The 22,781-nt window shown below is 71.1% G+C and carries 20 protein-coding genes and 2 tRNA genes; 6 read left to right on the forward strand and 16 right to left on the reverse strand.

Features of this window, described 5'->3' with window-relative positions; translation table 11 throughout:
- Window positions 1–107 precede the first annotated feature (107 nt).
- From ACGFQC_RS06010 to ACGFQC_RS06025, 4 genes are all read right to left on the reverse strand, one after another.
- Window positions 108–181, reverse strand: a tRNA-Met gene (locus tag ACGFQC_RS06010).
- Between the two features lie 126 nt (window positions 182–307).
- A complete protein-coding gene (locus ACGFQC_RS06015) occupies window positions 308–2,179 on the reverse strand; it encodes a tetratricopeptide repeat protein (protein ID WP_363092866.1) in 1,872 nt (623 codons plus the stop codon).
- A gap of 206 nt (window positions 2,180–2,385) precedes the next feature.
- Window positions 2,386–2,459, reverse strand: a tRNA-Met gene (locus ACGFQC_RS06020).
- Between the two features lie 41 nt (window positions 2,460–2,500).
- Window positions 2,501–5,470 carry a UPF0182 family protein gene (locus tag ACGFQC_RS06025; protein ID WP_363092873.1) on the reverse strand — a complete coding sequence of 990 codons (2,970 nt, stop codon included), beginning with the start codon at window positions 5,468–5,470 and terminating at the stop codon, window positions 2,501–2,503.
- A gap of 164 nt (window positions 5,471–5,634) precedes the next feature.
- Between ACGFQC_RS06025 and ACGFQC_RS06030 the strand changes: the two genes are divergently transcribed.
- Window positions 5,635–6,177: a PPA1309 family protein gene (locus ACGFQC_RS06030; protein WP_363092865.1), complete on the forward strand. Its 543-nt coding sequence runs from the start codon at window positions 5,635–5,637 to the stop codon at window positions 6,175–6,177.
- Between the two features lie 45 nt (window positions 6,178–6,222).
- On the opposite strand, the gene ACGFQC_RS06035 is transcribed toward ACGFQC_RS06030, so the two are convergent.
- The 4 genes from ACGFQC_RS06035 to ACGFQC_RS06050 form a co-directional block, all read right to left on the reverse strand.
- Window positions 6,223–7,323, reverse strand: coding sequence for a PDZ domain-containing protein (locus ACGFQC_RS06035; RefSeq protein ID WP_363092864.1), 1,101 nt, complete (start codon window positions 7,321–7,323; stop codon window positions 6,223–6,225).
- 63 nt (window positions 7,324–7,386) lie between these two features.
- Window positions 7,387–7,551, reverse strand: coding sequence for a hypothetical protein (locus tag ACGFQC_RS06040; RefSeq protein ID WP_363092863.1), 165 nt, complete (start codon window positions 7,549–7,551; stop codon window positions 7,387–7,389).
- A 248-nt stretch (window positions 7,552–7,799) separates the two neighbouring features.
- Window positions 7,800–8,258 (reverse strand): molybdenum cofactor biosynthesis protein MoaE, encoded by a 459-nt coding sequence (locus ACGFQC_RS06045; RefSeq protein ID WP_363092862.1) that lies wholly within the window; start codon window positions 8,256–8,258, stop codon window positions 7,800–7,802.
- A 120-nt stretch (window positions 8,259–8,378) separates the two neighbouring features.
- Entirely contained in the window at window positions 8,379–9,488 is a 1,110-nt protein-coding gene (locus ACGFQC_RS06050; RefSeq protein ID WP_363092861.1) for an SDR family oxidoreductase, read from the reverse strand.
- A 193-nt stretch (window positions 9,489–9,681) separates the two neighbouring features.
- On the opposite strand from ACGFQC_RS06050, the gene ACGFQC_RS06055 reads away from it, so the two are divergent.
- Both ACGFQC_RS06055 and ACGFQC_RS06060 read left to right on the forward strand, forming a co-directional pair.
- On the forward strand, window positions 9,682–11,169 hold the full coding sequence (locus ACGFQC_RS06055) for a zinc-dependent metalloprotease (RefSeq protein ID WP_363092860.1): 1,488 nt from the start codon (window positions 9,682–9,684) through the stop codon (window positions 11,167–11,169).
- Complete coding sequence (locus ACGFQC_RS06060) at window positions 11,166–11,687, forward strand: NUDIX hydrolase (protein WP_363092859.1); 522 nt, start codon at window positions 11,166–11,168, stop codon at window positions 11,685–11,687. Before ACGFQC_RS06055 ends, ACGFQC_RS06060 begins: the two co-directional genes overlap by 4 nt.
- Before the next feature lie 61 nt (window positions 11,688–11,748).
- Here the strand turns inward: ACGFQC_RS06060 and ACGFQC_RS06065 are convergent, their stop codons facing one another.
- The 4 genes from ACGFQC_RS06065 to ACGFQC_RS06080 all read right to left on the reverse strand — a co-directional run bounded on the left by ACGFQC_RS06065 (window position 11,749) and on the right by ACGFQC_RS06080 (window position 15,639).
- Window positions 11,749–12,504: an AIM24 family protein gene (locus tag ACGFQC_RS06065; RefSeq protein ID WP_363092858.1), complete on the reverse strand. Its 756-nt coding sequence runs from the start codon at window positions 12,502–12,504 to the stop codon at window positions 11,749–11,751.
- A gap of 18 nt (window positions 12,505–12,522) precedes the next feature.
- Window positions 12,523–13,203, reverse strand: a complete 681-nt coding sequence (locus tag ACGFQC_RS06070) for an AIM24 family protein (protein ID WP_363092857.1) — start codon at window positions 13,201–13,203, stop codon at window positions 12,523–12,525.
- Window positions 13,204–13,214: 11 nt separating this feature from the next.
- Window positions 13,215–14,903, reverse strand: a complete 1,689-nt coding sequence (locus tag ACGFQC_RS06075) for a TerD family protein (RefSeq protein WP_363092856.1) — start codon at window positions 14,901–14,903, stop codon at window positions 13,215–13,217.
- 136 nt (window positions 14,904–15,039) lie between these two features.
- Window positions 15,040–15,639 carry a M48 family metallopeptidase gene (locus tag ACGFQC_RS06080; RefSeq protein WP_363092855.1) on the reverse strand — a complete coding sequence of 200 codons (600 nt, stop codon included), beginning with the start codon at window positions 15,637–15,639 and terminating at the stop codon, window positions 15,040–15,042.
- A gap of 239 nt (window positions 15,640–15,878) precedes the next feature.
- Here ACGFQC_RS06080 and ACGFQC_RS06085 point away from each other — a divergent pair, with 239 nt between their 5' ends.
- Together ACGFQC_RS06085 and ACGFQC_RS06090 are read left to right on the forward strand one after the other, a co-directional pair.
- A complete protein-coding gene (locus ACGFQC_RS06085; RefSeq protein WP_363092854.1) occupies window positions 15,879–17,096 on the forward strand; it encodes a TOMM precursor leader peptide-binding protein in 1,218 nt (405 codons plus the stop codon).
- Window positions 17,089–18,459: an AarF/ABC1/UbiB kinase family protein gene (locus tag ACGFQC_RS06090; RefSeq protein ID WP_363092853.1), complete on the forward strand. Its 1,371-nt coding sequence runs from the start codon at window positions 17,089–17,091 to the stop codon at window positions 18,457–18,459. Before ACGFQC_RS06085 ends, ACGFQC_RS06090 begins: the two co-directional genes overlap by 8 nt.
- 167 nt (window positions 18,460–18,626) lie before the next feature.
- Here ACGFQC_RS06090 and ACGFQC_RS06095 read toward each other — a convergent pair whose 3' ends face one another.
- From ACGFQC_RS06095 to ACGFQC_RS06110, 4 genes are all read right to left on the reverse strand, one after another.
- On the reverse strand, window positions 18,627–18,953 hold the full coding sequence (locus ACGFQC_RS06095; RefSeq protein WP_363092852.1) for a hypothetical protein: 327 nt from the start codon (window positions 18,951–18,953) through the stop codon (window positions 18,627–18,629).
- Window positions 18,950–19,318, reverse strand: coding sequence for a WhiB family transcriptional regulator (locus tag ACGFQC_RS06100; RefSeq protein WP_030038270.1), 369 nt, complete (start codon window positions 19,316–19,318; stop codon window positions 18,950–18,952). Before ACGFQC_RS06100 ends, ACGFQC_RS06095 begins: the two co-directional genes overlap by 4 nt.
- Before the next feature lie 176 nt (window positions 19,319–19,494).
- Window positions 19,495–19,821 carry a hypothetical protein gene (locus ACGFQC_RS06105; protein WP_363092851.1) on the reverse strand — a complete coding sequence of 109 codons (327 nt, stop codon included), beginning with the start codon at window positions 19,819–19,821 and terminating at the stop codon, window positions 19,495–19,497.
- A 165-nt stretch (window positions 19,822–19,986) separates the two neighbouring features.
- A complete protein-coding gene (locus ACGFQC_RS06110; protein ID WP_363092850.1) occupies window positions 19,987–22,191 on the reverse strand; it encodes an ATP-dependent DNA helicase UvrD2 in 2,205 nt (734 codons plus the stop codon).
- A 186-nt stretch (window positions 22,192–22,377) separates the two neighbouring features.
- On the opposite strand from ACGFQC_RS06110, the gene ACGFQC_RS06115 reads away from it, so the two are divergent.
- The gene (locus tag ACGFQC_RS06115; RefSeq protein ID WP_363092849.1) at window positions 22,378–22,635 is read left to right on the forward strand and encodes a mycoredoxin; all 258 of its coding nucleotides are present in this window, start codon (window positions 22,378–22,380) and stop codon (window positions 22,633–22,635) included.
- The last annotated feature ends 146 nt before the right edge of the window (window positions 22,636–22,781 follow it).

Here is a 22,781-nt window from a genome sequence, read left to right on the forward strand (position 1 = left end):
TTCGCGCTGTTCCGACACTGCCTGAATCCGACACTGCCTGGGTCAGACACAGCCCGAACATGAGCCGAGGGCCGGAACCCTTTCGGATTCCGGCCCTCGGCCTTCAGTAGCGGGGACAGGATTTGAACCTGCGACCTCTGGGTTATGAGCCCAGCGAGCTACCGAGCTGCTCCACCCCGCGTCGTTGAATGCAACGTTACGTCACGGGAACAGGAAGAAGCAAATCGATTGGCCGCACCACGCCGTCACAGGTCGGGGCATCCCGACCGGGACGGTGGGCCGGGATGGCGGGGCGGGGCCACGAACCTCACGCCGACAGTTCCTCCCGGAGGGCGTCCCGCAGCCGCGCGGCCCGTTCCGCCACCTCCTCCGGCCCGAGCGACACCGCCCGATCCGCCCACCGCTGCCCTTCCGCCAGCTCCCCCCGACGCGCGTAGACGAGGGCGAGCCGCAACGCCGCCCGTCCGTGCCCGGCGTCGGCCGCGTGCGTCCACCACACGGCCGCCTCGGGCTCGCTGCCCTCCCGCGCGAGCAGCAGCCCCAGGTTGAAGGCGCCGTTGCGCGACCCGGCCTCCGCGGCCGTCCGGTACCACCGCGCCGCCTGCACCACATCGCCCCGCGCGGCGGCCAGCATCCCGACCCGCACCTGCGCGCGCCGGTGCCCCTGGATCGCCGCCCGCTCGTACCACTCCTCGCATTCGGTCTTCTCGTGCACGATCTCGCCCAGCTCGTGCGCCGGCTGGGGCGGCCGACGGGCGTCGAGCACGGACGCCAGCCGGTACGCCGCCTCCGCGCTGCCCCCGCCCGCCGCGCACCGCAGATGCCGTTCGGCGGCCTGTTCGTCGCCCTCCCGCAGCCGGGCGATGCCGACCTGGAGCGCCGCCTCGGTGTGCCCGGCCGCCGACGCCCGCTCGTACCAGCGCAGCGCGACCGCGTCCTCGCCGCGGCCGGCGAACAGGATCCCGAGGTTGAAGGCGGCGTCGACGCTGCCCGCCTCGGCGGCCTTGGAGAACCACGGCTCGGCTCCGGCCGCGTCCCCGCCCTGGAGCAGCAGGACGGCCAGCGCGTTGGCGGCCTCGCGGTGCCCGGCGTACGCGGCGCGCCGGTACCACTGCTCGGCCTGCGCGGTGCGGCCCTGCTCGGCGCAGAGCAGGGCGAGGTTGTAGGCGCCGTTGTCGTCCCCGGCGTCCATGGCGGCCCGGTACCAGCGTTCGGCGGTCTGGGTCTGGCCCCGCTCGGCGTACAGGGCGCCCAGCGCGTTGGCCGCGTTGCCGTCGCCGTCCTGGGCCGCGCGCAGCCACCACATGGCGGCGTTCTCGGTGTCGCCTGCGTCGCGCAGCAGGAAGCCGAGGGCGCAGGCCGCCCGGGGCTCGCCGTCCTTGGCGGACGTCAGGTACCAGCGCCCGGCCTCCTTCAGCTCGCCCCGCCGCTCCAGGATGGCCCCGAGGTGCAGCGCGGCCCGCCGGTGTCCGCGCGCGGCAGCCTGCCGGTACCACTGCTCGGCCTCCGCCGGCACGGCGACACCGTTGTCCGCCGCGTCCCAGCGCCCGTCGGCGAGCTGCGGCTCCCTGCGGTCGAGTGCCCGCGCGAGCCGGTACGCCGCCTCCCGGTGCCCGCGTTCGGCGGCGGCCCGCATCCAACGCTCGGCACCCGGGTGGTCACCCCGGTGCTCCAGCAGGTCGGCGAGGGCGTAGGCGCCCAGGACGTGCCCTTGTTCGGCGGCCTGGCGCAGCCAGTACTCGGCGGCGGGTTCGTCGCCGCGCTCGCGGTGGTGGCGGCCCAGCGCGTGCGCCGCGGGGGCGGAGCCGGCGACGGCGGCGACCCGCCACCAGCCGGCGGCCTCGTCGGGGTAGCCGCGCTGGAGGAGGAGGACGCCGAGGTTGTTGGCGGCGGCACGGTCGCCCTCCGTGGTGGCCGCACGCAGATGGGGTTCGGCTCCGTCGAGATCGCCGCGGCGCAGCAACAGGGCCCCGAGGACGCTCATCGCCTCGACGTCGCCGGCCTCGGCGGCGAGCCGTCGGCGCGCCTCCTCGACGGCGTCCCCCGTCTCGTCCCGGCCCTCGTCCCGACCCATGTCCGGGGTCTCCTCCGAGGTCTGGTACGGGGTCCCTTCCTCACCGGAAGGATGCACAAATCGCCCTGTCTCGAACAGAGTTGCCTTGTCCCCCATAACGTCCATCGTCGCACCACCTGCAACCCGGTCACACCTGGTATACCGCAGTCCGTGAGGTCACTTCAGCGTTTTGTCGACATGCCCACAGAGAGACAAGTCAAACACAGATGCCCCAACTCCCCACGTCGGCACGGCGGTACATCTTGCGGGGACATGCGTTCGCACACCACGAAGGCCCGGATCCTTTTCAGGATCCGGGCCTTCGCCTGGAGTAGCGGGGACAGGATTTGAACCTGCGACCTCTGGGTTATGAGCCCAGCGAGCTACCGAGCTGCTCCACCCCGCGTCGTGTTCCACAACCGTACCACGACGCGGGGTGGTCCTTGATCAGCCGCTGGGACTGCCGCTCGGACTCGGCGTGGGACTGGCGCCGGTGCCGGGCTTGGCACTCGCGCTCGGCGAGCTGCTCGGACTCGAGCTGCCGGCGCCGTTCTTGTCCGCCGCGGCCTGCGCGTCCTCGGCACGCTTCAGTGCGGCCTCGAGATCCGCCTGCGCCTTGGCGTACGCCTCCCAGTCGGGCTTCTTGAGGGCCTCCTGGCCCGCGGTGAAGGCCTCCTGGGCGTCCTGCAGCGCCTCCTGGACCGTCGTATTGCCGGTCGCCGGTGGCGGGGTGGTGGTGTCACCGTCGTCCGTCGGCGGCTTCGGAGTCGCCCCCTCCGTGCCGAAGACCTTGTTGAGGGCCTCGTCGAGGGAGTCCTCGAAGGCGGTGACGCCTCCGTAGGACACCAACACCTTGCGCAGCAGCGGGTACTTGAGTCCACCACCGCGTACGTAGACCGGCTCCACGTACAGCAGTCCCCCGTCGAGCGGAACCGTCAGCAGGTTGCCGTACTCGACCTCCGAGTCACCGCCCTTCAGCAGCCTGATGGACTCGGCGATGTCCTGTTCGGAGTTGAACTGGCTCTGCACCTGTTTGGGTCCGTCGACGGTCGTGCTGGTCGGCAGCTTCAGGACTCTGATCTTGCCGTAGCCGGAGGTGCCGGCCTCGGAGTCGACCGCCATGAACGCGCTGAGGTTGTCCCGGCCGTTGGGCGTGAACGTCGTCGTCAGCGAGAACGCCTGCGCCTTCTGGTCGGGCATCTTCATGCTCAGGTAGTACGGCGGCACCGCGTCGTTCGACTGGTTGGTCGGGTCGTTGGGCACCTGCCAGACCTCGCTGCCGCTGAGGAACGTCGTCGCGTCCTTCACGTGGTACCGGGTGAGCAGCTCGCGCTGGACCTTGAACAGGTCCTGCGGGTACCGGAGATGGGCCATCAGCCCGGCGGAGATCTCCGACTTCTTCTCCACCGTGCCGGGGAAGGCCTTCATCCAGGTCTTCAGGACCGGGTCCTTGGTGTCCCACTGGTAGAGCTTGACCTCGCCGGTGTACGCGTCGACGGTCGCCTTCACCGAGTTGCGGATGTAGTTGACCTGGTTCTGCTGGGCCACCACCGCGCGGTTGTTGTTGGTGGCGGTCAGCGAGTCGGCCGTCGTGTCGCCGAGGGTGGTCCGCGAGGCGTACGGGTAGCCGTTGGTGGTGGTGTACGCGTCGACGATCCACTGCACCCGGTCGCCCACGACCGCCGGGTAGGCGTCGCCGTCGATGGTCAGCCACGGGGCGACCGCCTCGACGCGCTGCTTGGGCGTGCGGTTGTAGAGGACCCTCGAGCCCTCGCCGATCGCACCGGAGTACAGGATCTGCGGCTCGCCGAACGCCACCGCGTACGCCGCCCGGTTGACCGCGTTGGAGAGGTTGACCCCGCTCTTGCCGGTGTAGCTGGTGGTCTTCTCACCCTGGTCGTCGGAGTAGTCGATCTCCTTCTGGGGACCGCCGACGATCGAGTACGTGGTGGTCTTCTCGCCGTAGTAGATCCGCTGCTCGTACTTGCCGAGCACGCCCTCCGACGGCAGGTTGGACTCGGTGAAGGCCGGGCGGCCGTCGGCGTCGGCGGTGGTGCCCTTGGCGGCGACCACGCCGTAGCCGTGGGTGTAACGGAAGTGGTTGTTGATCCAGTTCTGCTTGTCCACGCCCGCGAGGTTCAGTTCGCGCAGGCCGATGACCGTGTCCTGGTCCTGGCCGTTCACGCTGTAGCGGTCCACGTCCAGGTTGGTCGGGAAGGCGTAGTACTTCCGGATCTGCTGGAGCTGCTGGAAGGTCGGCGACACGATGTTCGGGTCCAGGACGCGGATGCTCGCCGCGCCGGCCACGTCGTCGCGCAGCGTCGTCTTGTCCTCGGTCTTGCTCGTCCCCGAGTAGTCGGTGACCTGGGTGCCCTCGATGCCGTAGGCCTCGCGCGTCGCCTTGAGGTTCTTCTCGACGTACGGCGCTTCCTTGGCCTGCTCGTTGGGCTGGACCTGGAACTTCTGGACGATGGCCGGATAGAGGCCGCCGATCAGGATCGCGGAGAGCACCATCAGGCCGAAGCCGATGACGGGCAGCTGCCAGGTGCGCCGCCACAGCGTGGCGAAGAACAGCAGGGCGCAGATGACCGCGATGCAGAACAGGATCGTCTTGGCCGGCAGGTAGGCGTTGGCGTCGACATAGCGCAGGCCGGTCCAGTTGTCGGTGGCCTTGAAGTCGCTGGACTTCACCGCCAGGCCGTACCGGTCGAGCCAGTACGCCACCGCCTTGAGGGCGACGAAGATGCCCAGCAGCACCGACAGGTGTCCGGTGGCCGCGGCTGTGGCGCGCGCGCCGGGACTGGTGACGCGCAGCCCGCCGTACAGGTAGTGGGTGAGCGCGGCGGCGATCAGGGAGAGGATCGTGGCGGCGAAGCCGAAACCGAGGAGGAACCGGTACCAGGGCAGGTCGAAGGCGTAGAAGGACACGTCGAGGTGGAACTGCGGGTCCTTCTGCCCGAAGGACACTCCGTTGATCCACATCAGCCAGGTCCGCCACTGCCCCGACGCCGAGGCTCCGGCGATCAGTCCGACGAGGGCGGTGATCCCGAGCAGCAGCCACTTCTTGTAGGGCGCGATGCCCATGCGGTACCGGTCGAGGCTCTGCTGCTCCATCGACATGGCGCTCAGCGGTGGCCGCAGGCGGTGGGCCAGCCAGATGTTGAACCCGACCGCGAGGGCCATCAGCAGACCGAAGACGAAGAAGAGTCCGATCTTGGTCGACAGTGTGGTCGTGAACACGGAGGAGTAGTTCACCGACCGGTACCAGAGCCAGTCCGTCCAGAACCCGGCGAACATGGTGAACACCATGGCCAGGACGGCAAGCACGCCCAGTGTCATGAGCAGGGTCCGGACCCGCCGGGACGGGCGGCCCACTCTGATCCGTGGCCCGGTCGGGCCTCCGCCGCGGTCCGGCATCTGGAAAGCCAAGGTTCGCACCCCGAGGTTCGCTGTTGATCCGTCAGGCCCGCGTCTTCGTGGGCCCTCCGTGGCCCCCCGTGATCGTGGGCCCACACCTATGCAACTTACTCACCCTTTACTCGGTTCCCGATTCCGGCCGGGAACGAGGCAGGATTGTGACCATGTCCAACACTCCCATGGCGGCGAGCCCGCTCACCCGGGCCGTACTCGAGATCGACGAGTACGCCTCCGGCCTCGGCTGGGACCAGCCCGCCCGCCTCTTCGCCCTCGTAGACACCGCACGACTGCGGACCCAGGAACCCGCGCTCGCCGCCCAGCTCGGTCTGGAGAACGCACCGGAGACCACCGGTCTCACCCCGATCGAGCAGGACGAAGTGCCAACGGACAAGCCGCTCGACGAGTTCCTCGCGACGATCGCCTGGCCCGACGCCGTGGCCGGCTGCGCGCTGACCGTGGAGCGTCTGATGCTGCCCCCGTCCGCCGAGGCCCAGGTCCCGCAGGGGCTGAGCGGGGCGAAGCTGACGCGGTGGGTGGCCGATCACCCCGACCGCCAGGAGGTGCGGATGACGGTGGCGGTCCTGCGTGACGGCACCCGGGACTCGGCCCTGCGGCTGCGCGAGAAGGACTCCCCGACGGAGGTCCTCACCGGTTCACAGCTGGTCCCGGGCCTCGCAGAGGCCCTGTCGGCGACGTTCGAGGAGTAGCCCCCACGGCGTCGCCGCACGGCCCGGCGGCCTCCCGGCGTCGCCTCAGGACTTGCCGGCCGTGCACTTCGGCAGGTCGGCGGTGTCGCCGCCGCGGATGTCCTCCAGGGCGCCCAGGGCGTCCTCGATGGTGTTCACCTTGACGAGCGTCAGCCCGCTAGGAATGTCCTCGGCGGCGGACGCGCAGTTGTCGGCCGGCGTCAGGAAGTACTGGGCGCCCTTGTCGCGGGCCCCGACGGTCTTCAGCTGGATGCCGCCGATCGGGCCGACCTTGCCGTCGTCGTCGATGGTGCCGGTGCCGGCGACGAACTTCCCGCCGGTCAGGCTGCCTGGAGTGAGCTTGTCGTAGATGCCGAGCGCGAACATCAGGCCGGCGCTCGGGCCGCCGACGTCGGCGAGCTTGATGTCGATGGTGAACGGGAACGTGTGGTCGGTGCCGGCGGAGATCCCGACGACGGCCCGCTTCTCCGCGCCGTCGTCGGAGGCCGCCGTCCTGATCGTGACCTTCTGGGTCCTGGTCGCCGTCTTCCGCGCCTTCTCGGCGGCGGCCTGGTCCTTCGCCGGCACGATGGTGAAGACGACGTCCTCGCCGGGCTCGTGCTTCGTCACCAGCTTCGCGACGTCGGAGGGGGCCTTCACCGCCGTACCGTCCACGGCCTTGATCACGTCTCCGGCGTGCAGCCGGCCCTCGGCGGGCGAGCCCTTCACCACGGTGGAGACGATCACCCAGGACTGCACCGGGACGTCCAGCTCCTTCAGGGCGGCGACCTTGGCGCTCTCCTGGGACTGGCTGAACTCCTCGGCGTTCTCCTGGGTGGACTGCTCCTCGGTCTTGCCGTCCGGGTAGAGCGTGTCGTGCGGGACGACCTTGTTGTCGTGCGCGAGCCAGCCGTGGACCGCCTCGACGAGGTTCATCCTGTAGTCGGCGCTGGTCACCCGCACGGTCGTCATGTTGAGGTGACCGTCGGTCGGGTAGGTCTTGCGCCCGTCGATCTGGAGCACCGGCTCGCCGCCGTGCTCCCCGAGCGTGTTCACCGTCGGCCCCGGGGACATCTCCGCGTACGGCACGCGGATGAGTACTCCCGCGCAGAGGAGCGCGATCAGCATCAGGGTGGAGGCGAGCATCGTCGCGGTGCGGCGTGGCATGACTCGACAGTACGGGACGCCTCTGTCGGCGCACTGTCAGGGCCACCGCCCGGGTAACGGACCTCAGGTGCCCGAGTGGGACCTCTCCATGGCCGCGCGGAAGCGGGCGTAACCGTCCAGCTCGGGGCCGTCGCCGCGGGCCCTGCGAGTGCGGTTGGCCCAACTGCCCCACAGCCCCGCACCGATCGCGGCGACCAGCGGAATCAGCAACCAGGCGAGAGCCCCCATGCCGACCTCCCAACCCCACGTGCGACCGCAGCTGACTGATCAGCAGATTAACCTTCCGCACTGACAACGCTCACGGCAGGGGTGGGGTTACGCAACCGGACGGGTGGCCGCTTCAGCAGGCTCCGATCCCTCAAGGACGGCACTACACACCGACCCGCCCTCCCGCCACCCGACCACCACCCCTCAAGGACGGCGCTACGCACCGACCCGCCCTCCCGCCACCCGACCACCACCCCTCAAGGACGGCGCTACGCGCCGACCCATTCGTCGGTGCCGTCGGAGAACCTCTGGTGCTTCCAGATGGGCACCTCGTGCTTGAGGTCGTCGATCAGCTTGCGGCAGGCCTCGAAGGCCTCGCCGCGGTGCGGACAGGACACGGCGACGACGACCGCGAGATCGCCGACCCTGAGGTCCCCCACCCGGTGCACGGCGGCGAGCGCCCGCACCGGGTACTCGGCGACGACCTTCTCCGCGATCCGCCGCATCTCCGCCTCGGCGCTGGGATGACTGGAGTACCCGAGGCTGTCCACGTCGGCGCCACCGTCGTGGTTGCGCACGGTTCCCACGAACAGTGCCGTCCCACCGGCCGCGTCCTCCCCGACGGCCCGGAAGACCTCGTCCAGGGACAGCGCGCCGTCCCGGATCGCGATCAGCTTGACGGGATCCTGCGCGGCCTGCTCACCGGGGTGATCGTTGCTGGGTGCCATGACTCCATCGTGCCGCACCCCGCGGACAAGCGGGAACAGCGGAACGACCTGGCACGCGCGCGTAGGCCTTGGAGCCTCCTCCGAGGGTGCCCCCGGAGGGGCCGGCCGCCCCGACCACCGCTACCGCCGCCGCGCCTTGCGCGCTCGGCGCACCACGGCGGCGGCACCGAGCAGAGCCACGGTCGCCCCCGCGGCCCCCGCGGCCGTCGCGTCCTTGCGGCCCAGTCGCCGCCCGGCCACGGTGTGCCGCCCGGAGACCTCCTCCAGCAGCTCCGCCAGTACCTCCTCGTTGGTCCAACGGGGCCGCCACCCGGCGTCATGCAGCCGGCTCCCGCTCACCACCCACGGGTACATCGTGTACGCCAGGTCCCCCGCCGGGGACGGCGTGAGCCCGATCCGGTGCAGCCGGGCCGCCGCGCCGAGCGCCACCGCCGACGGCAGCTCCATCCGCCGGATCCCGCTCAGCTCCTCGACCTCCTCCTGCTCCAGCCACCCGTCACAGCCGACGGCGAGTTCCCCGTCGACCTTCTCCAGGACGGCGTACTCCAGCGCCCCGCACAGGTCCTCGACGTGGCAGAACTGCCAGACCGGCCGCGATCCGGCGACGACCAGCAGCCGTGGCGACTCGAAGTACCTGGTCAGCGCGGTGTCCGTGCCGCCCACCAACACCGCCGGCCGGACCACGGTGACGTTGAGACCCGGATGGGCGCGCGGGGCGCGGCGGGCGAGCCGCTCGATCTCCAGGAGGTCCCCGACGCCGGTCGCCTCCGCCGTGGCCTTCAGCTCCGCGTCCTCCGACAGCGGCAGCTCGTTGTCCGGCAGCGCACCGTAGACCATCGCGGAGGTGCACAGGACCACACGGTGCACCCCGGCGGCCGCGGCAGCGGTCAGCACCGTCTGGGTCCCGCGCACGTTGTAGGCCGTTCGGGCGGCGGCTTCGCTCCCCAGGTCGAGATCGAGCGCCAGATGGACGACGACGTCCGCGCCGCGCAGCTTCTCGGCGATCGCCGGGTCGCGGACGTCGAGGATGTGCCACTGCGCCGCGTCGCACTCCCCCCGCCGCTCGTCGATGGCGATGACCTGCTTGATCTCGTCGGACGCGGCGAGCCGCTCGGTCAGTAGCGCGCCCACCCCGGTCGCGGCACCGGTCACGGCGACGACGGGGCCGCGCGGCCCGCCCGGGGTCGACGGGTTTCGCGCTGCGCGAACCTGCGGATCTGGGGAACTCACCAGGTGTCTCCAGCGGTTGTTTTCCATACGGGCGCGAGTGACGCGTTCGTACCAGGTGGCATCCATCCTGCCGCAGGCCGCGAGTCGGCGAAGCACCGAGGCCCGATCGAGCCCGGGTGTCTACGCTGGGGGGTGTTGCAGGGCAGCCGCGCCGCCGGACCAGAGCCGGTGGCCTTACCAGCCGAGGAACCCCGTGAGTGACACCCCATTCGGATTCGGCCTTCCGCCGGAGGAGCCGGACGACGGCGACGAGGGCAAGAAGAAGGACCCGCAGGGCGGCGGTGGTCAGGGACCGGCCAACCCGTTCGGCTTCGGCGGGCTGCCCGGCGCCGGTGGCTTCGGCGGCCCGGGCGCGGACAATCCCCTCGCCGCCATGTTCGGCTCGCTGAACCCCACCGACCTGGGCGCGGCGTTCCAGCAGCTGGGCCAGATGCTCTCCTACGAGGGCGGCCCGGTGAACTGGGACATGGCCAAGCAGATCGCCCGCCAGACGGTCTCCCAGGGCACCTCCGAGGGCGTCAAGGACGCGAGCGTCGGCCCCGCCGAGCGGACCGCCGTGCAGGAAGCCGTCCGCCTGGCCGACCTGTGGCTGGACGACGCGACCTCACTGCCGTCCGGTGCCGGCACCGCCGTGGCGTGGTCGCGCGCCGAGTGGGTCGAGGCGACCCTGCCCGCGTGGAAGGAGCTGGTCGACCCGGTCGCCGAGCGGGTCGGCGCGGCCATGGGCGATGTCCTGCCGGAGGAGATGCAGGCCATGGCGGGCCCGCTGATCGGCATGATGCGCTCGATGGGCGGCGCCATGTTCGGCTCGCAGATCGGGCAGGCCGTGGGCGTGCTCGCGGGCGAGGTCGTCGGTTCGACCGACATCGGCCTGCCGCTCGGCCCGGCCGGCAAGGCCGCGCTGCTGCCGCTGAACATCGAGTCGTTCGGCAAGGACCTGGGCGTCCCGAAGGAGGAGGTGCGGCTCTACCTGGCCCTGCGCGAGGCCGCCCACCAGCGCCTGTTCGCGCACGTGCCGTGGCTGCGCTCGCACCTGTTCGGCGCGGTCGACGGCTACGCGCGCGGGATCAAGGTGGACACGGCGAAGCTGGAGGACGTGGTCGGGCAGTTCGATCCGCAGAATCCCGAGCAGTTGCAGGACGCCCTTCAGCAGGGCATGTTCCAGCCGGAGGACACCCCGGAGCAGAAGGCCGCCCTGGCCCGTCTGGAGACGGCTCTGGCGCTGGTGGAGGGCTGGGTCGACGCGGTGGTGCACGCGGCCGCCAAGCCACGCCTGTCGTCCGCGGACGCGCTGCGCGAGACCCTGCGCCGCCGTCGCGCCACGGGCGGTCCGGCGGAGCAGACCTTCGCGACGCTGATCGGACTGGAGCTGCGCCCGCGGCGCCTGCGGGACGCGTCCCGGCTGTGGGCCTCGCTGACGGACGCGCGCGGTGTGGACGGCCGTGACGCGCTGTGGGCGCACCCGGACATGCTGCCGACGGCCGCCGACCTGGACGACCCGGACGGCTTCGTGCACCGCGAGCAGATGGACTTCTCCGAGTGGGACAAGATGCTCGGCGAGGCGGCGAGCGGCGGCACGGGTTCCGGCTCGGGCGCGGGTTCCGGTTCCGGTTCCGGAGAGAAGCCGTACCTGAAGAAGGACGACGACACCGACGACGGCAAGGGCGACAGCACCGAGTGAGCCTGCACGACGACGCGGTTCTCGTACTGAAGGCGTACGGGGACCAGGAAGAGCTGCGCCAGGAGTACCTCGACCACCTGACGGCGCACCCGGACGCGATGTGGAAGGCCTGCGAGGCCGGGCATCTGACGGCCAGCGCCCTGGTGATAGCCCCCGAGCGGGGGCAGGTGCTGCTGACCCTGCACAGGAAGTTGCGGATGTGGCTCCAGATGGGCGGCCACTGCGAGCCGCAGGACGCCTCCCTGACGGCGGCCGCCCTGCGGGAGGCCACCGAGGAGTCCGGCATCCCGGGTCTGACACTGCTGCCGGGCGGTCCGGTCCGGCTGGACCGCCATCCGATCCCGGCCCCGTGCCACTGGCACTTCGACGTCCAGTACGCGGCCCTGGCCCCGCCCGGCGCCACCCAGGCCATCAGTGACGAGTCCCTCGACCTGCGCTGGTTCCCCTACGACGCGGTCGCGGAGGTGGCGGACGAGTCGGTCGTCCGCCTGCTGGAGGCGGCACGGGCGCGCCTGTGAGGCGGAACGGGTAAGGGGCGACCGACCGGGTGGTCGCCCCTTACGTCTGCTTTCCGGACGGTCAGCTCCAGGCGTTGCCCTGGTTCTGCGTCCGCGCTCCCTGCTGGCCCATGCCGTACTGCGCGGCGAGACCAGAGCCGATCTGGGTGTTCTGGGGCGGCAGCAGTTCACTCGGCTGGACGAGCGCGAAGCCGGTTCCCATGAAGCTCAGCTCCCAGCCCTCACCGGTGCTGCCGCGACGCCGCCACACCCCGGAGGAGTGCGTCTGCGCCTGCATCTGCACCCGCAGCCCGGTGGACCAGGCGACGATGGCGTCGGCGTCGCAGTTGACGTACTTGTCGGGCGTGACCTGCAGCATCAGAGGCGCGCCCGAGGTCATCAGGGCGACCCGGCCACGGCCGGTGATGTTGAGCTGGTACTTCCCGGAGCCGGAGATGCCGTAGAGGCTGTCGACGGCGATGACCTCGTGGTGCAGCGCGGAGTCCATGGCGAGGACGTAGCTGCTGTCGACGGTCAGTCCCTCGTGGTCGACCTCCACGACGTGGACGTGCTGGGCGAGGTTGGCGAGGTAGACGATGCCCTGCCCGTGGCAGCGCATCAGGTCCAGGCCCTCACCGGTCCGCGCACGCGCACGTGACCGGCTGTTGCTCTGGAACTCGGCGTCGAACTCGACGAGACCCTGGTAGGCGACCATCGTGCCCTTGCGGGCGAGGACGTCGTCCTGGCCCTCCAGTGCGACGCGGAGCATCTGCTTGTTCTGCAGGCTCCAGCGTTCCTGGGTCTGCTGGTCGTTGTAGGCGAAAAGCGGGCTCTGCATGGTGACTCTGGCTCCCCCTCAGCCCCGGACCCGAAGGCGGTCGGTGCTGTCCTCGCTGGGCTGGACGACGACGATGCCCTCTCCGGAGAAGGCCATCTGGTAGGCCTCGCCGCTGCCCCGGCCGATCAGCGACTGCGCCTTGAAACTGCGCTTGCCCTTGACCTTGAGGTTCGGGGACCAGGCGACGAGCGCGTCCGGATCGACGTAGGTCTCGTTCTCGCCACCGCCGCAGTCGACGACGATCGGCTTGCCCCGGGAGGTCAGCGCGACCCATCCCTGCCCGGAGATCTTGGTGTTCCACAGGCCCTGCCCGGCGAACTTCGCCATCCCCTTGACCCGCTCGACTCCCCAGGTGAGGTGTGCGTCGAAGGCGAGCAGGTTGGTGGCGTTGACGGAGATGCCGTCGCCGTTGAGGTTGATCACGACGACGTTCGCGCCGTAGTCGGCGAGGTAGAGCAGGCCGTCGCCGGAGCACTTCATCAGGGGCGCGCCCTCGCCGGTCATCCAGTCGCGCGCGATCTGGCGCACGGCCGGCGGGTTGGGCTCGTACTGGATGAAGCCCTCGTAGGCGACCATCGAGCCCACGCGCGCGAGGAGGTCGTTCCCGGTCTGGAGGGCCACCTTCAGCATGTGGTTGCCGTGGTTCTCCATGCGGGCGGTGACGGGTGCGGGGGCGTAGCCCGCGAGCGGCTGGTTCATGACGGGCTCCCTCAGACCTCGTACGGCTGGACGACGATGAAGTTGCCGGGAGCGGCCCGGAACTGGAGGTTCACGCTCTCTCCCGTGTCGCCCGGATAGGCGTTGCGGCGCATGCGCACCTGGCTCGAGACGACGACCTGGGCCGCGGCCGACCAGGCGACGACGGCGTTGCAGTCGGCGAAGGTCGTCGGCGTGACCGGCAGGACGACGGGCGTGCCGTGCGTCTTCACGACGACGGTGCCGGTGCCCGTGAACTGCATGGTGAAGAGGGCGCCGCCGGGAATGCCGTGCCCCTCGATGCGGCGCACCTCGTACTGGAGGCTCTCGTCGAAGGCGAGGACGTTCTCCGCGGAGACGCAGATGCCGTCCCCCTGGAGTTCGATGGGGTGCAGCATCGTGGAGTCCTCGGCGAAGAACACCTGCCCCTGGCCGGTGCAGCGCATCAGCTGCATCTCCTGGCCGGTCGCGTTGCCGACGATCCGGCCGGCGAAACCGGCGCCCTTGTAGCTGAAGTCGACCTTGCCCTGGTAGAGCACCATGCTGCCCTGCCGGGCGAGCACGGGCTGGCCGCCGACGCCGAGGTCCACGCGGAGCAGCTTCCGGTTCTGCGGTGTCCAGCGCTGCCCGGTAGGCGTCTCCTTGAACTGCTGGAGAGCCGCGGCCACACCGGCGCCGCCCTGGGGCGCGCCCTGCGGCACGCCGTAGGTCTGCTGGGCCGGCACCTGGCCGAACGCCGGCTGCTGTCCGTAGCCGGGCGGCGGGGTCGGCTGCCCGTAGCCCGGCGCGGGTGTGGGGGCCTGCGGCGCCTGGGACCGGCCGTAACCGGGCGGCGGCGGGGCGGTCGGCGCGCCGGGCTGGCCGTACGGCGGCTGCTGGCCGGGTGGGCCGTACGGCGCGGGGGCCGGGGCCGGCGGCGGGACCTGTACTCCGCCGGGCGGGGTCATGGGCGCGATGACCGTCGGTGCGGCGTGCACCGGCGGCTGGGGCGCGGCCGGAGGCGGGCCGGCCGGCGGGGCGAAGCCCTGTGCTGCGGGCTGCGGCTGCTGGGCGGCGGGGGCCGGAGCGGGCGCGGACGGGGCGCCGAACGCGGGCGGCGCGGACGCCTGGGCGGGCGGGGCGAAGCCGGGAGCGGCACCGGACTGCGGCTGAGGCGCGGCGGCGGGCGCCTCTTCCTCGGCGACCTCACCGCCGAAGTTCTTCAGCAGCGCGTCCAGACCGCCGTCGAAGCCCTGCCCGACGGCCGCGAAACGCCACACGTCCTTGAGGTAGAAGTCGCCCAGCATCACGGCGCGCTCGGTGGAGAACTCCGAGCCGTCGAAGGAGTAGCGGGCCACCTCCTGGCCGCCCGCGACGATCCGCAGGTAGCCGGGGGCGATCTGCGACATCTGGCCGGCGCCGTCGAGGGTCGCGGTGAAGGACAGCTTCCGGATCTGCGGGGGGATCCGGTCCAGAGTGACGCGGAAGGACTCCGTGTCGCCCGCCTGGGCGCCCAGGAGCTGGACGGACTCCTCGGGGGACTTCGGCTGGTTGAAGAAGACGAAGTACCGGTCGTCCGAGAGCCGCTCGTCGGCGTCGAGGCCGAAGCAGCTTATGTCGAAGGTCAGGCCGGGACCGGAGATCTGCACGCCTACGTACAGATCCGTGCCCGCGGTGAGGTCACTGATCCTGGCCTTGTGGCCGCGTTGGAATTCCCTGGACATGCGTAACGACCGTCCCCCATCCCGATTGCGAGTGCGTCGCGTCAGGCTAACTGCAAACCCGGACATCGGACGATGTCGGTACAGACCCGGTACACAAACCGTGCGGGAGACCCCCGGGCCTCCCGTGTGCGAAGGCTCACTCCCCGCCGGTTCCGGGCGGGTGGGGCAGCCGCCCGGCCGCGACCACACCTTCCAGGTAGCCGCGGGCCCGCTCGGTGCGCGGGTACGCCTCCAGCAGCCGCCAGAAGTCGGGGCCGTGGCCGGGCACCAGCAGATGCGCCAGCTCGTGGAGGAGCACGTAGTCGACGACGTACTCCGGCATGCCCTTGAGGCGGTGCGACAGGCGGATGCTGCCCTCGGCGGGGGTGCACGAGCCCCAACGGGTGTTCTGGTTGGTGACCCAGCGCACCGTGGTGGGCCGGGCCCGGCCCGCGAAGTACTGAACCGACAGCCGCTCGGCGCGTTCGGCCAGTTCGGCGTCGCCCGGGGCGCGCCGGCGGCTCTCCTGGGCGGCGAGCTTGTCGAGCATGACGCTCACCCAGCGTTGCTCCTCGGCCTCGGACATCCGGGCAGGGATGAGCACGATGGTGCGATCGCCCTCACGGTAGGCGGAGACCGTCCGGCGTCGACGGGCGCTCCTGCGCACCTCGATCGCGCTCGCCCATGAGCCGCTCGGCGGCTGGCTCGTCGTGCTGCGCTGTGGCGTTCCGGCGCGGTGCGGTGGGTCGGCGGGCACGCCCTGACGTTACCCGCTGCGCACGGGGGAAGTCCCGGCTCCGGGACGGTTCGGTTTCGATCCCGCGCCTCGCTTTTGCCTCGTACGACGGATTTGTACGACGAATCCCGTTCCCTGTGGACAACTTTCGGCGCCCTCCGGTGCCGCCGGGCATGCTGGCAGTCGTCGGCGGATCCAGGTCGCCCCATGGTTCCGCTCCGCCGGCGTACGGGGAGATTCCAGTCTGACGGGGGCCTTCGATGCATCCGATGGTGAAACCCGCGCTGCGGCGCGGCTGGCGTGACCTGAACACCGTGCAGTTCGGGCTGGCCCCGGCGCACGCGCTGACGCTCGGCCCGGTGGACACGGCGACGGGCAGCTTCCTGGACCTGCTGGACGGCACCCGCGGGCTTCCTCTCCTGCGTGAGGAGGGGCGCCGGATGGACCTGCCGGACGGACACGTGGATCAGTTGGTGCGGCGGCTGGCGCGGGCCGGTCTGCTCGACGACGCGCGCGGGGGTGGGGCGGAGGGAGCCGCCCTGCGGGAGAAGAAGGACGTCATGGACCGGCTGCGCCCGGACCTGGCGTCGCTGTCGCTGACCACCTCGGAACCGGGCGAGGCCATCGAGCACCTGACCGCCAGGCGTCGGCTACGCGTGCAGGTACGGGGCGCGGGCCGGGTGGGCGCCGTGGTCGCCTCGCTGCTCTCGGGCGCCGGGGTCGGTGAGGTGGACGTGCGCGACGGCGGCGTGGTGGAGCCGGAGGACGTCGCCCCGGGCGGGCTGCCCGCCGAGGCGGTCGGTGAGCGCCGGGACGAGTCCGCCCGTCGTGCGGTGCGCCGGGCCGCACCGGACCGGCCACCCCGCAGGAGCACCCGCTCACCGGCCGGGACGGACGTGCCCGGTTTCTCCTTGGTGGTCCTCACCCCGAGGGACGACGTGTCCGTGCACGCTCCGGCCCCGTCCGAGACGGAGCCCTTGATCGCCTCGGGCACACCGCATCTCCACGCCGGAGTGGTGGAGGCCACCGGAGTGGTGGGCCCGCTCGTCCTGCCCGGTGAGACTGCCTGCGCGGGGTGCCTTCACCAGGCGCGCACCGACCGGGACCCGGCCTGGCCCCGGCTGGTCGCGCAGTGGCACTCCGGGACGCGGCGCGCCGTCCGCGCCTGCGACCTGACGCTGGCCACCACGGTCGCGGGGCTGGCGGCGGCACATGCGCTGGCCTTTCTCGACGGCATGCTCCCGTCCAGCGCTGGCGCACGCTGGGAGGTGTCCGTGCCCGCCCTCCAGTGGCACGCGCGTCCGGTGTGGGCGCACCCCGCATGCCCGTGCGGGGCGGCGGAGAAAGGTAATGAGGAACACACCTTCTCCGAGGACACGGAGTCGCGCGCGACAATGGCGGAGCAACGGCATTCGAAGGAGTTACGCCGTACGGCAGACGCGGCGCGGCTTTCTGGGACCTGGAGGGCGCATGTCTGATCTTCCCCGGAAGGCGGTCACCCGGACCGCCAAGCTCGCCGCGCTCCCGCTCGGCATCGCGGGCCGGGCCACCTGGGGCCTGGGCAAAAGGATCGTGGGCGAGTCCGCGGAGATCGTCGGTCGTGAGCTGCAACAGCGCACCGCGGAGCAGTTGTTCAAGGTCCTGGGCGAGTTGAAGGGCGGTGCGATGAAGTTCGGGCAGGCCCTGTCCGTCTTCGAGTCCGCCCTGCCCGAGGAGGTCGCCGGTCCCTACCGCGCGGCCCTCACCAAGCTCCAGGAGGCGGCGCCGCCCATGCCGACCCGCACGGTGCACTCCGTGCTCGCGGAGCGGCTCGGCAAGGACTGGTCCGAACTGTTCCTCACGTTCGACGACAAGCCCGCCGCGGCCGCCTCGATCGGCCAGGTGCACCGTGCGGTGTGGCACGACGGGCGGGAGGTGGCGGTCAAGGTCCAGTACCCCGGCGCGGGCGAGGCCCTGCTCTCGGACCTGAATCAACTGAGTCGTTTCGCCAAACTGCTGGGGCCCCTCATCCCCGGCATGGACATCAAACCGCTGATCACCGAACTGCGGGACCGCGTCTCGGAGGAACTGGACTACGGGCTGGAGGCGCAGGCCCAGCAGGCCCATGCGGAGGAGTTCGTCGACGATCCCGATGTCGTGGTCCCGGCGGTGGTCCACCAGTGCGACCAGATCCTGGTCACGGAATGGATCGACGGCGTCCCCCTGTCCGAGGTGATCTCCGCCGGCACCCCCGAGCAGCGCAACCGCGCCGGCCAGCTGCTGTCGCGTTTCCTCTTCTCCGGGCCTGCCCGCACCGGCCTGTTGCACGCCGACCCGCACCCCGGCAACTTCCGTCTCGTGCCCGGTGGTCCGGAGGGCGAGGACGACTGGCGCCTGGGCGTCCTGGACTTCGGCACCGTCGACCGGCTCCCGGGCGGTCTGCCCGAGCCGATCGGCACCTCCCTGCGCATGACCCTCGACGGCGAGGCGGGAGCGGTCTACGAGTTGCTGCGCGAGGAGGGCTTCGTCAAGGAGTCCATCGCGCTGGAGCCCGACGCTGTCCTCGACTACCTCCTGCCGATCATCGAACCGGCGGTGGTCGACGAGTTCACGTTCACGCGCGACTGGATGCGCAGCCAGGCGGCCCGGATCGCCGACCCGCGCTCCCCCGCCTATCAGCTGGGCAGGCAGCTCAACCTCCCTCCGGCCTACCTGTTGATCCACCGGGTGACGCTCAGCACGATCGGCGTGCTGTGCCAGCTCGGTGCGACGGTGCGACTGCGGGAGGAACTGGAGGAGTGGCTTCCGGGATTCGTCGCGGACGAGGGCCTGGAGGCGGAGGATTCGGTCGCCGAGGCGTGAGCGGCCGCCGGGCACGGCGGATCGTGCGGCCGAGCCGGCCGCCCTCGGCCGCGTCGCCGGCATCCGTGGCACAACGCGCCACGGGGGCCGGTCCGTTCGGACGGACCGGCCCCCGCGTGGAGAGCTTTGCCTCCCTGTCGGAAGGCCACCGCTTCAGGTGAGAAGGGTCACTGCATCACGGCCATGGCGAGCGCCCGGCGAGCACGCAGCGAGGCGCGCTCGGCTCGGCGCTGCATCCGGCGAGCGGTCACCAGGCGCATGGCCCGGCGTTCCTGCTCGGCCGCGTGCAGCCGGTCGTGCATATGCGCACGAGCCAGGGCTTCTGGGATGAGTTGCATCTCGCGGGTCCTGTTCTGACGCGAGTCGTTCGCGTCGGTGGTGGTGACGTCTTGGGTCGCGGAGCCTGCGGGCTCGCTGGTGGACGGCTTCATCGGGGCCTGCTTCTTGGGGTCGTGCGTGACGGGACGGTCGATCGTTCCTGCGATGGTGTTCATGCCGTGACCGGGTTCTTGCGCGGACGGCCACGCGGCCGCTTCCGGGCGACGACGACACCCTGGACGAACAGCTCGCCACCCCAGACGCCCCAGGGCTCGCGCCGCTCCTTGGCGCCGGCGAGGCAGGCCTCGACCAGCGGGCAGGTGCGGCAGAGGGACTTGGCGTACTCCACGTCCGCGGGCGACTCGGCGAAGAAGACCTCCGGGTCGTAGGAGCGGCACGGGACGGGTACGCCGAGGTTCTCGATGGCGTCGTCGAGCGCGGTGAGCGCCGTGAGCGGGGTCAAGGTGGAGTCCTCCGTGAGGCCGGGCGGGGGGATCGTTTCGGAAGGCGGTACGGACGGGGCGTGCGCTTCGAGTTGCACGGGTCGTCTTCCTCGTCTGGTCGTTCCGGCCCTGTTGGGCCGGGGGCGGCTTGGTACCGGGTTCTTTTCTTGTCCCGAGGCCCCTTCGCTCTGCCGTCCCCGGTCGGGGACAAACAGAAGGGCCGCGGATCCCGGGTGGGGTTCCGCGGCCCTGAAGGCGCCGACCTGATCGACGATCAGGCTGGATCACTCCAGGGTTCTGGCCCACGGAAGGCCCACATCAGGTGGTGCTGCGTCGTCTGCTTCCGAGCTCCGGCACCGGTCGCCGTAAAGGCATAGGCCTTCGCCTGTGCCTTTACTGCCGCTTCCAGTGCCTTGGTCGGTCGCTCGCTGCGGTCACGGGCAACAAGACCCGCGGGGGCAACGGAGGAGGACGCCGACCGGTCGGCACGAATGCCGGACAGACCGGTGCCCAGGTTCGAGGCGGCGAGAATGCACGTGGAGACGTTCGAGCGATCGGTCAGTTTGGCGGTGCTGACGGAGTTGGTGTTGATGATGATCACTGGAATCGCCTCCTCTCGGCGTCTCGGGGGACCAGGACGAACCGGTCCGACGGATATGCAAGTACAGCACGGAACCAGGGCCTCGGAGAAGGCCTCTGTTCTCGTGCCTAAGAACCTATGGGGACTCCTGGGGCATGCGCAAACTATTTTTCCGACGAGTTCGGATCAGCCGTCGCCGTCCTCCGCCGCCAGATCCTGGCCTGCGCAGATGGCCAGGACATCGGTTCCGTAGCGGTTGAGCTTGCGGGTGCCGACACCCGGGATCCGCGCGAGTTCGCCCGGTTCCTCGGGGGCGGTCTCGGCGATCGCGATCAGCGTCTTGTCCGTGAAGACGCAGAACGCGGGCTGCCCGGACCGCCGGGCCTGGACCGCGCGCCAGGACCGCAGCCGCTCGTAGAGCCCCTCGTCCATGTCGGAGGGGCAGTCCTCGCAGCGCATCAGCTTCATCTCGCCGCCGTCGGTCAGGGTGCGCCCGCACATCCGGCAACGGGCCGGGGTGCGCTGGGTCCGGCGCGGCCCGACCGCCACACCCCTGGTCGCACTCCCGAAACCGCGCTCGACGCCCCCGGCGCCGGCCCCGGCGCCGCGCCCGGACGCGCTGCCCGAGCCGGGGCGCAGCCCGTCGAGGAACCGGCTGGGCCGGCGGCTCGGGCGGCCGCCCGGCGAACGGCAGAGCGCCCAGGAGACATGGAGGCGCTCACGGGCCCGGGTGACGCCGACGTAGAGCAGGCGACGCTCCTCCTCGATCTGCTCGTCGGTGCGCGCGTAGGTGATCGGCATCATGCCCTCGGCGACGCCGACCAGGAAGACGACGTCCCACTCCAGGCCCTTCGCCGAGTGCAGGGAGGCGAGGGTGACGCCCTGAACCGTCGGGGCGTGCTGGGCACCCGCGCGCTCGTCGAGTTCGGCGATCAGGTCGGCGAGGGTCGCGTCCGCTCGGGCGGCGGTGAAATCCTGCGCCAGGTGCACCAGGGCTGCCAGCGACTCCCAGCGCTCCCGGACGGCACCGGAACCGGCCGGTGGCTGGGGCGTCCAGTTCTCGCCGGACAGGACCGCGCGCACCTGGGAGGGCAGGTCGACGACGTCCTCGAGGAGGGCGTCGTTGCCGCCGAAGCGGGCGGCGGCGCGCAGCGCGTTGATCGCCTTGCGCACCTCGGGACGGTCGAAGAACCGCTCGGCGCCGCGCAACTGGTAGGGGACGCCGGCGTCGGCGAGGGCCTGCTCGTAGGTCTCGGACTGGGCGTTGGTGCGGAACAGGACGGCGATCTCGGCGGGCTGGACGCCGGCGGCGAGCAGCTCACGGATGCGGCGGGCCGCGCCCTCGGCCTCGGCGGGCTCGTCGGTGTACTCGGCGTAGACGGGTTCGGGTCCCGGTGCGCGCTGGGAGATCAGTTCCAGGCGATGGTCGGCGGCCCGGCCGCGGGCCTGGGCCAGCAGACCGTTGGCGAGGTGGACGACCTGGGGCGTGGAGCGGTAGTCGCGGACCAGTTTGACGACGGTGGCCCCGGGGTGGCGGGTACGGAAGTCGAGGAGGTGGTCCGGGGTGGCACCGGTGAAGGAGTAGATCGTCTGGCTGGCGTCGCCGACCACGCACAGGGAGTCCCGGTCGCCGAGCCACAGCTCCAGCAGACGCTGCTGGAGGGGGCTGACGTCCTGGTACTCGTCGACCACGAAGTGCTGGTACTGGGCGCGGACCTGCTCGGCGATGTCCTGTCGGTCCTGGAGGACGGCGACGGTCAGCAGGAGCACGTCCTCGAAGTCGATGACGCCGCGCTCGCGCTTGAGGTCCTCGTAGGCCGCGTACAGCTGGGCGGTCTCGGCGGGCGCGCGGGGCGTCTCGCGGCCGGCCTTGGCGGCGGCCGCCGGATAGTCGGCGGGGACGGTCTGGGTGACCTTGCACCACTCGATCTCCGCGGTGGTGTCCCGCAGCTCACCCCGGTCCAGGCGGATACGGCAGGCGGCTGCCGCGTCGGCGACGAGCTGGACCTTGCGGTCGACGAGGCGGGGCAAGGAGCCACCGATCGCTTTCGGCCAGAAATACTGCAGCTGACGCAGGGCCGCGGAGTGGAAGGTGCGGGCCTGGACACCCTGGGCGCCGAGCTGGCGCAGCCGCCCGCGCATCTCTCCGGCGGCGCGGTTGGTGAACGTGACGGCGAGGACGCTGGAGGGATGCAGGATGCCGGCGCGCACGCCGTAGGCGATGCGGTGGGTGATCGCCCGCGTCTTGCCGGTACCGGCTCCGGCCAGCACGCACACCGGCCCGTGCAGGGCGGTGGCCACCTCGCGCTGCTCGGGGTCGAGCCCTTCGAGCACCGCGTCGGCCGAGTCCGGTACCTGCGGGAAAAGGGTGGAGTGCGTTGCTGCTGTCACACAGCCATGCTGCCAGGTCGCCGGAGGCGCCTGAGCCGGTTGTCCACAGGTGGGCACCGGCAGTCGTACTAATGCGGCGAGGGTCACCCTCCACCGTCCGCAGGCACGGGAATGGTGTGCCGTGCGCGTACGTTCTTCCCCTGCGACCACCTGTTACCCCGGACCTGCCGAAGGAGCACGAGAGACATGCTGGGCACTGTGACGATGTACAGCACCACGTGGTGCGGTTACTGCCAGCGGCTGAAGAAGCAGCTGGACCGCGAGGGCATCGCGTACACCGAGATCAACATCGAGCAGGACCCGGAGTCCGCGGCGTTCGTGGAGAAGGCGAACGGCGGAAACCAGACGGTGCCCACCGTTCAGGTGGTTCCCTCCGGTGGCGGTACTGAGGTCGTGATGACGAACCCGAGCCTCGCCCAGGTGAAGCAGGCGCTCGGCGCCTGACTCCCGCGAGACGCAACCCCCGACCGGCCTGACGCTGATCGGGGGTTTTGTGTGTCCTGGAGACCCCGGCACCAGACTCTGCACGCCTCGCAGGAACGCAGCGGGACCGAACGCTCGGCTTGGCGGCCATCGCAGGCAGAAGCTCT

The organism is Streptomyces sp. NPDC048734 (assembly GCF_043198675.1).
Classification (GTDB): Bacteria; Actinomycetota; Actinomycetes; order Streptomycetales; family Streptomycetaceae; genus Streptomyces.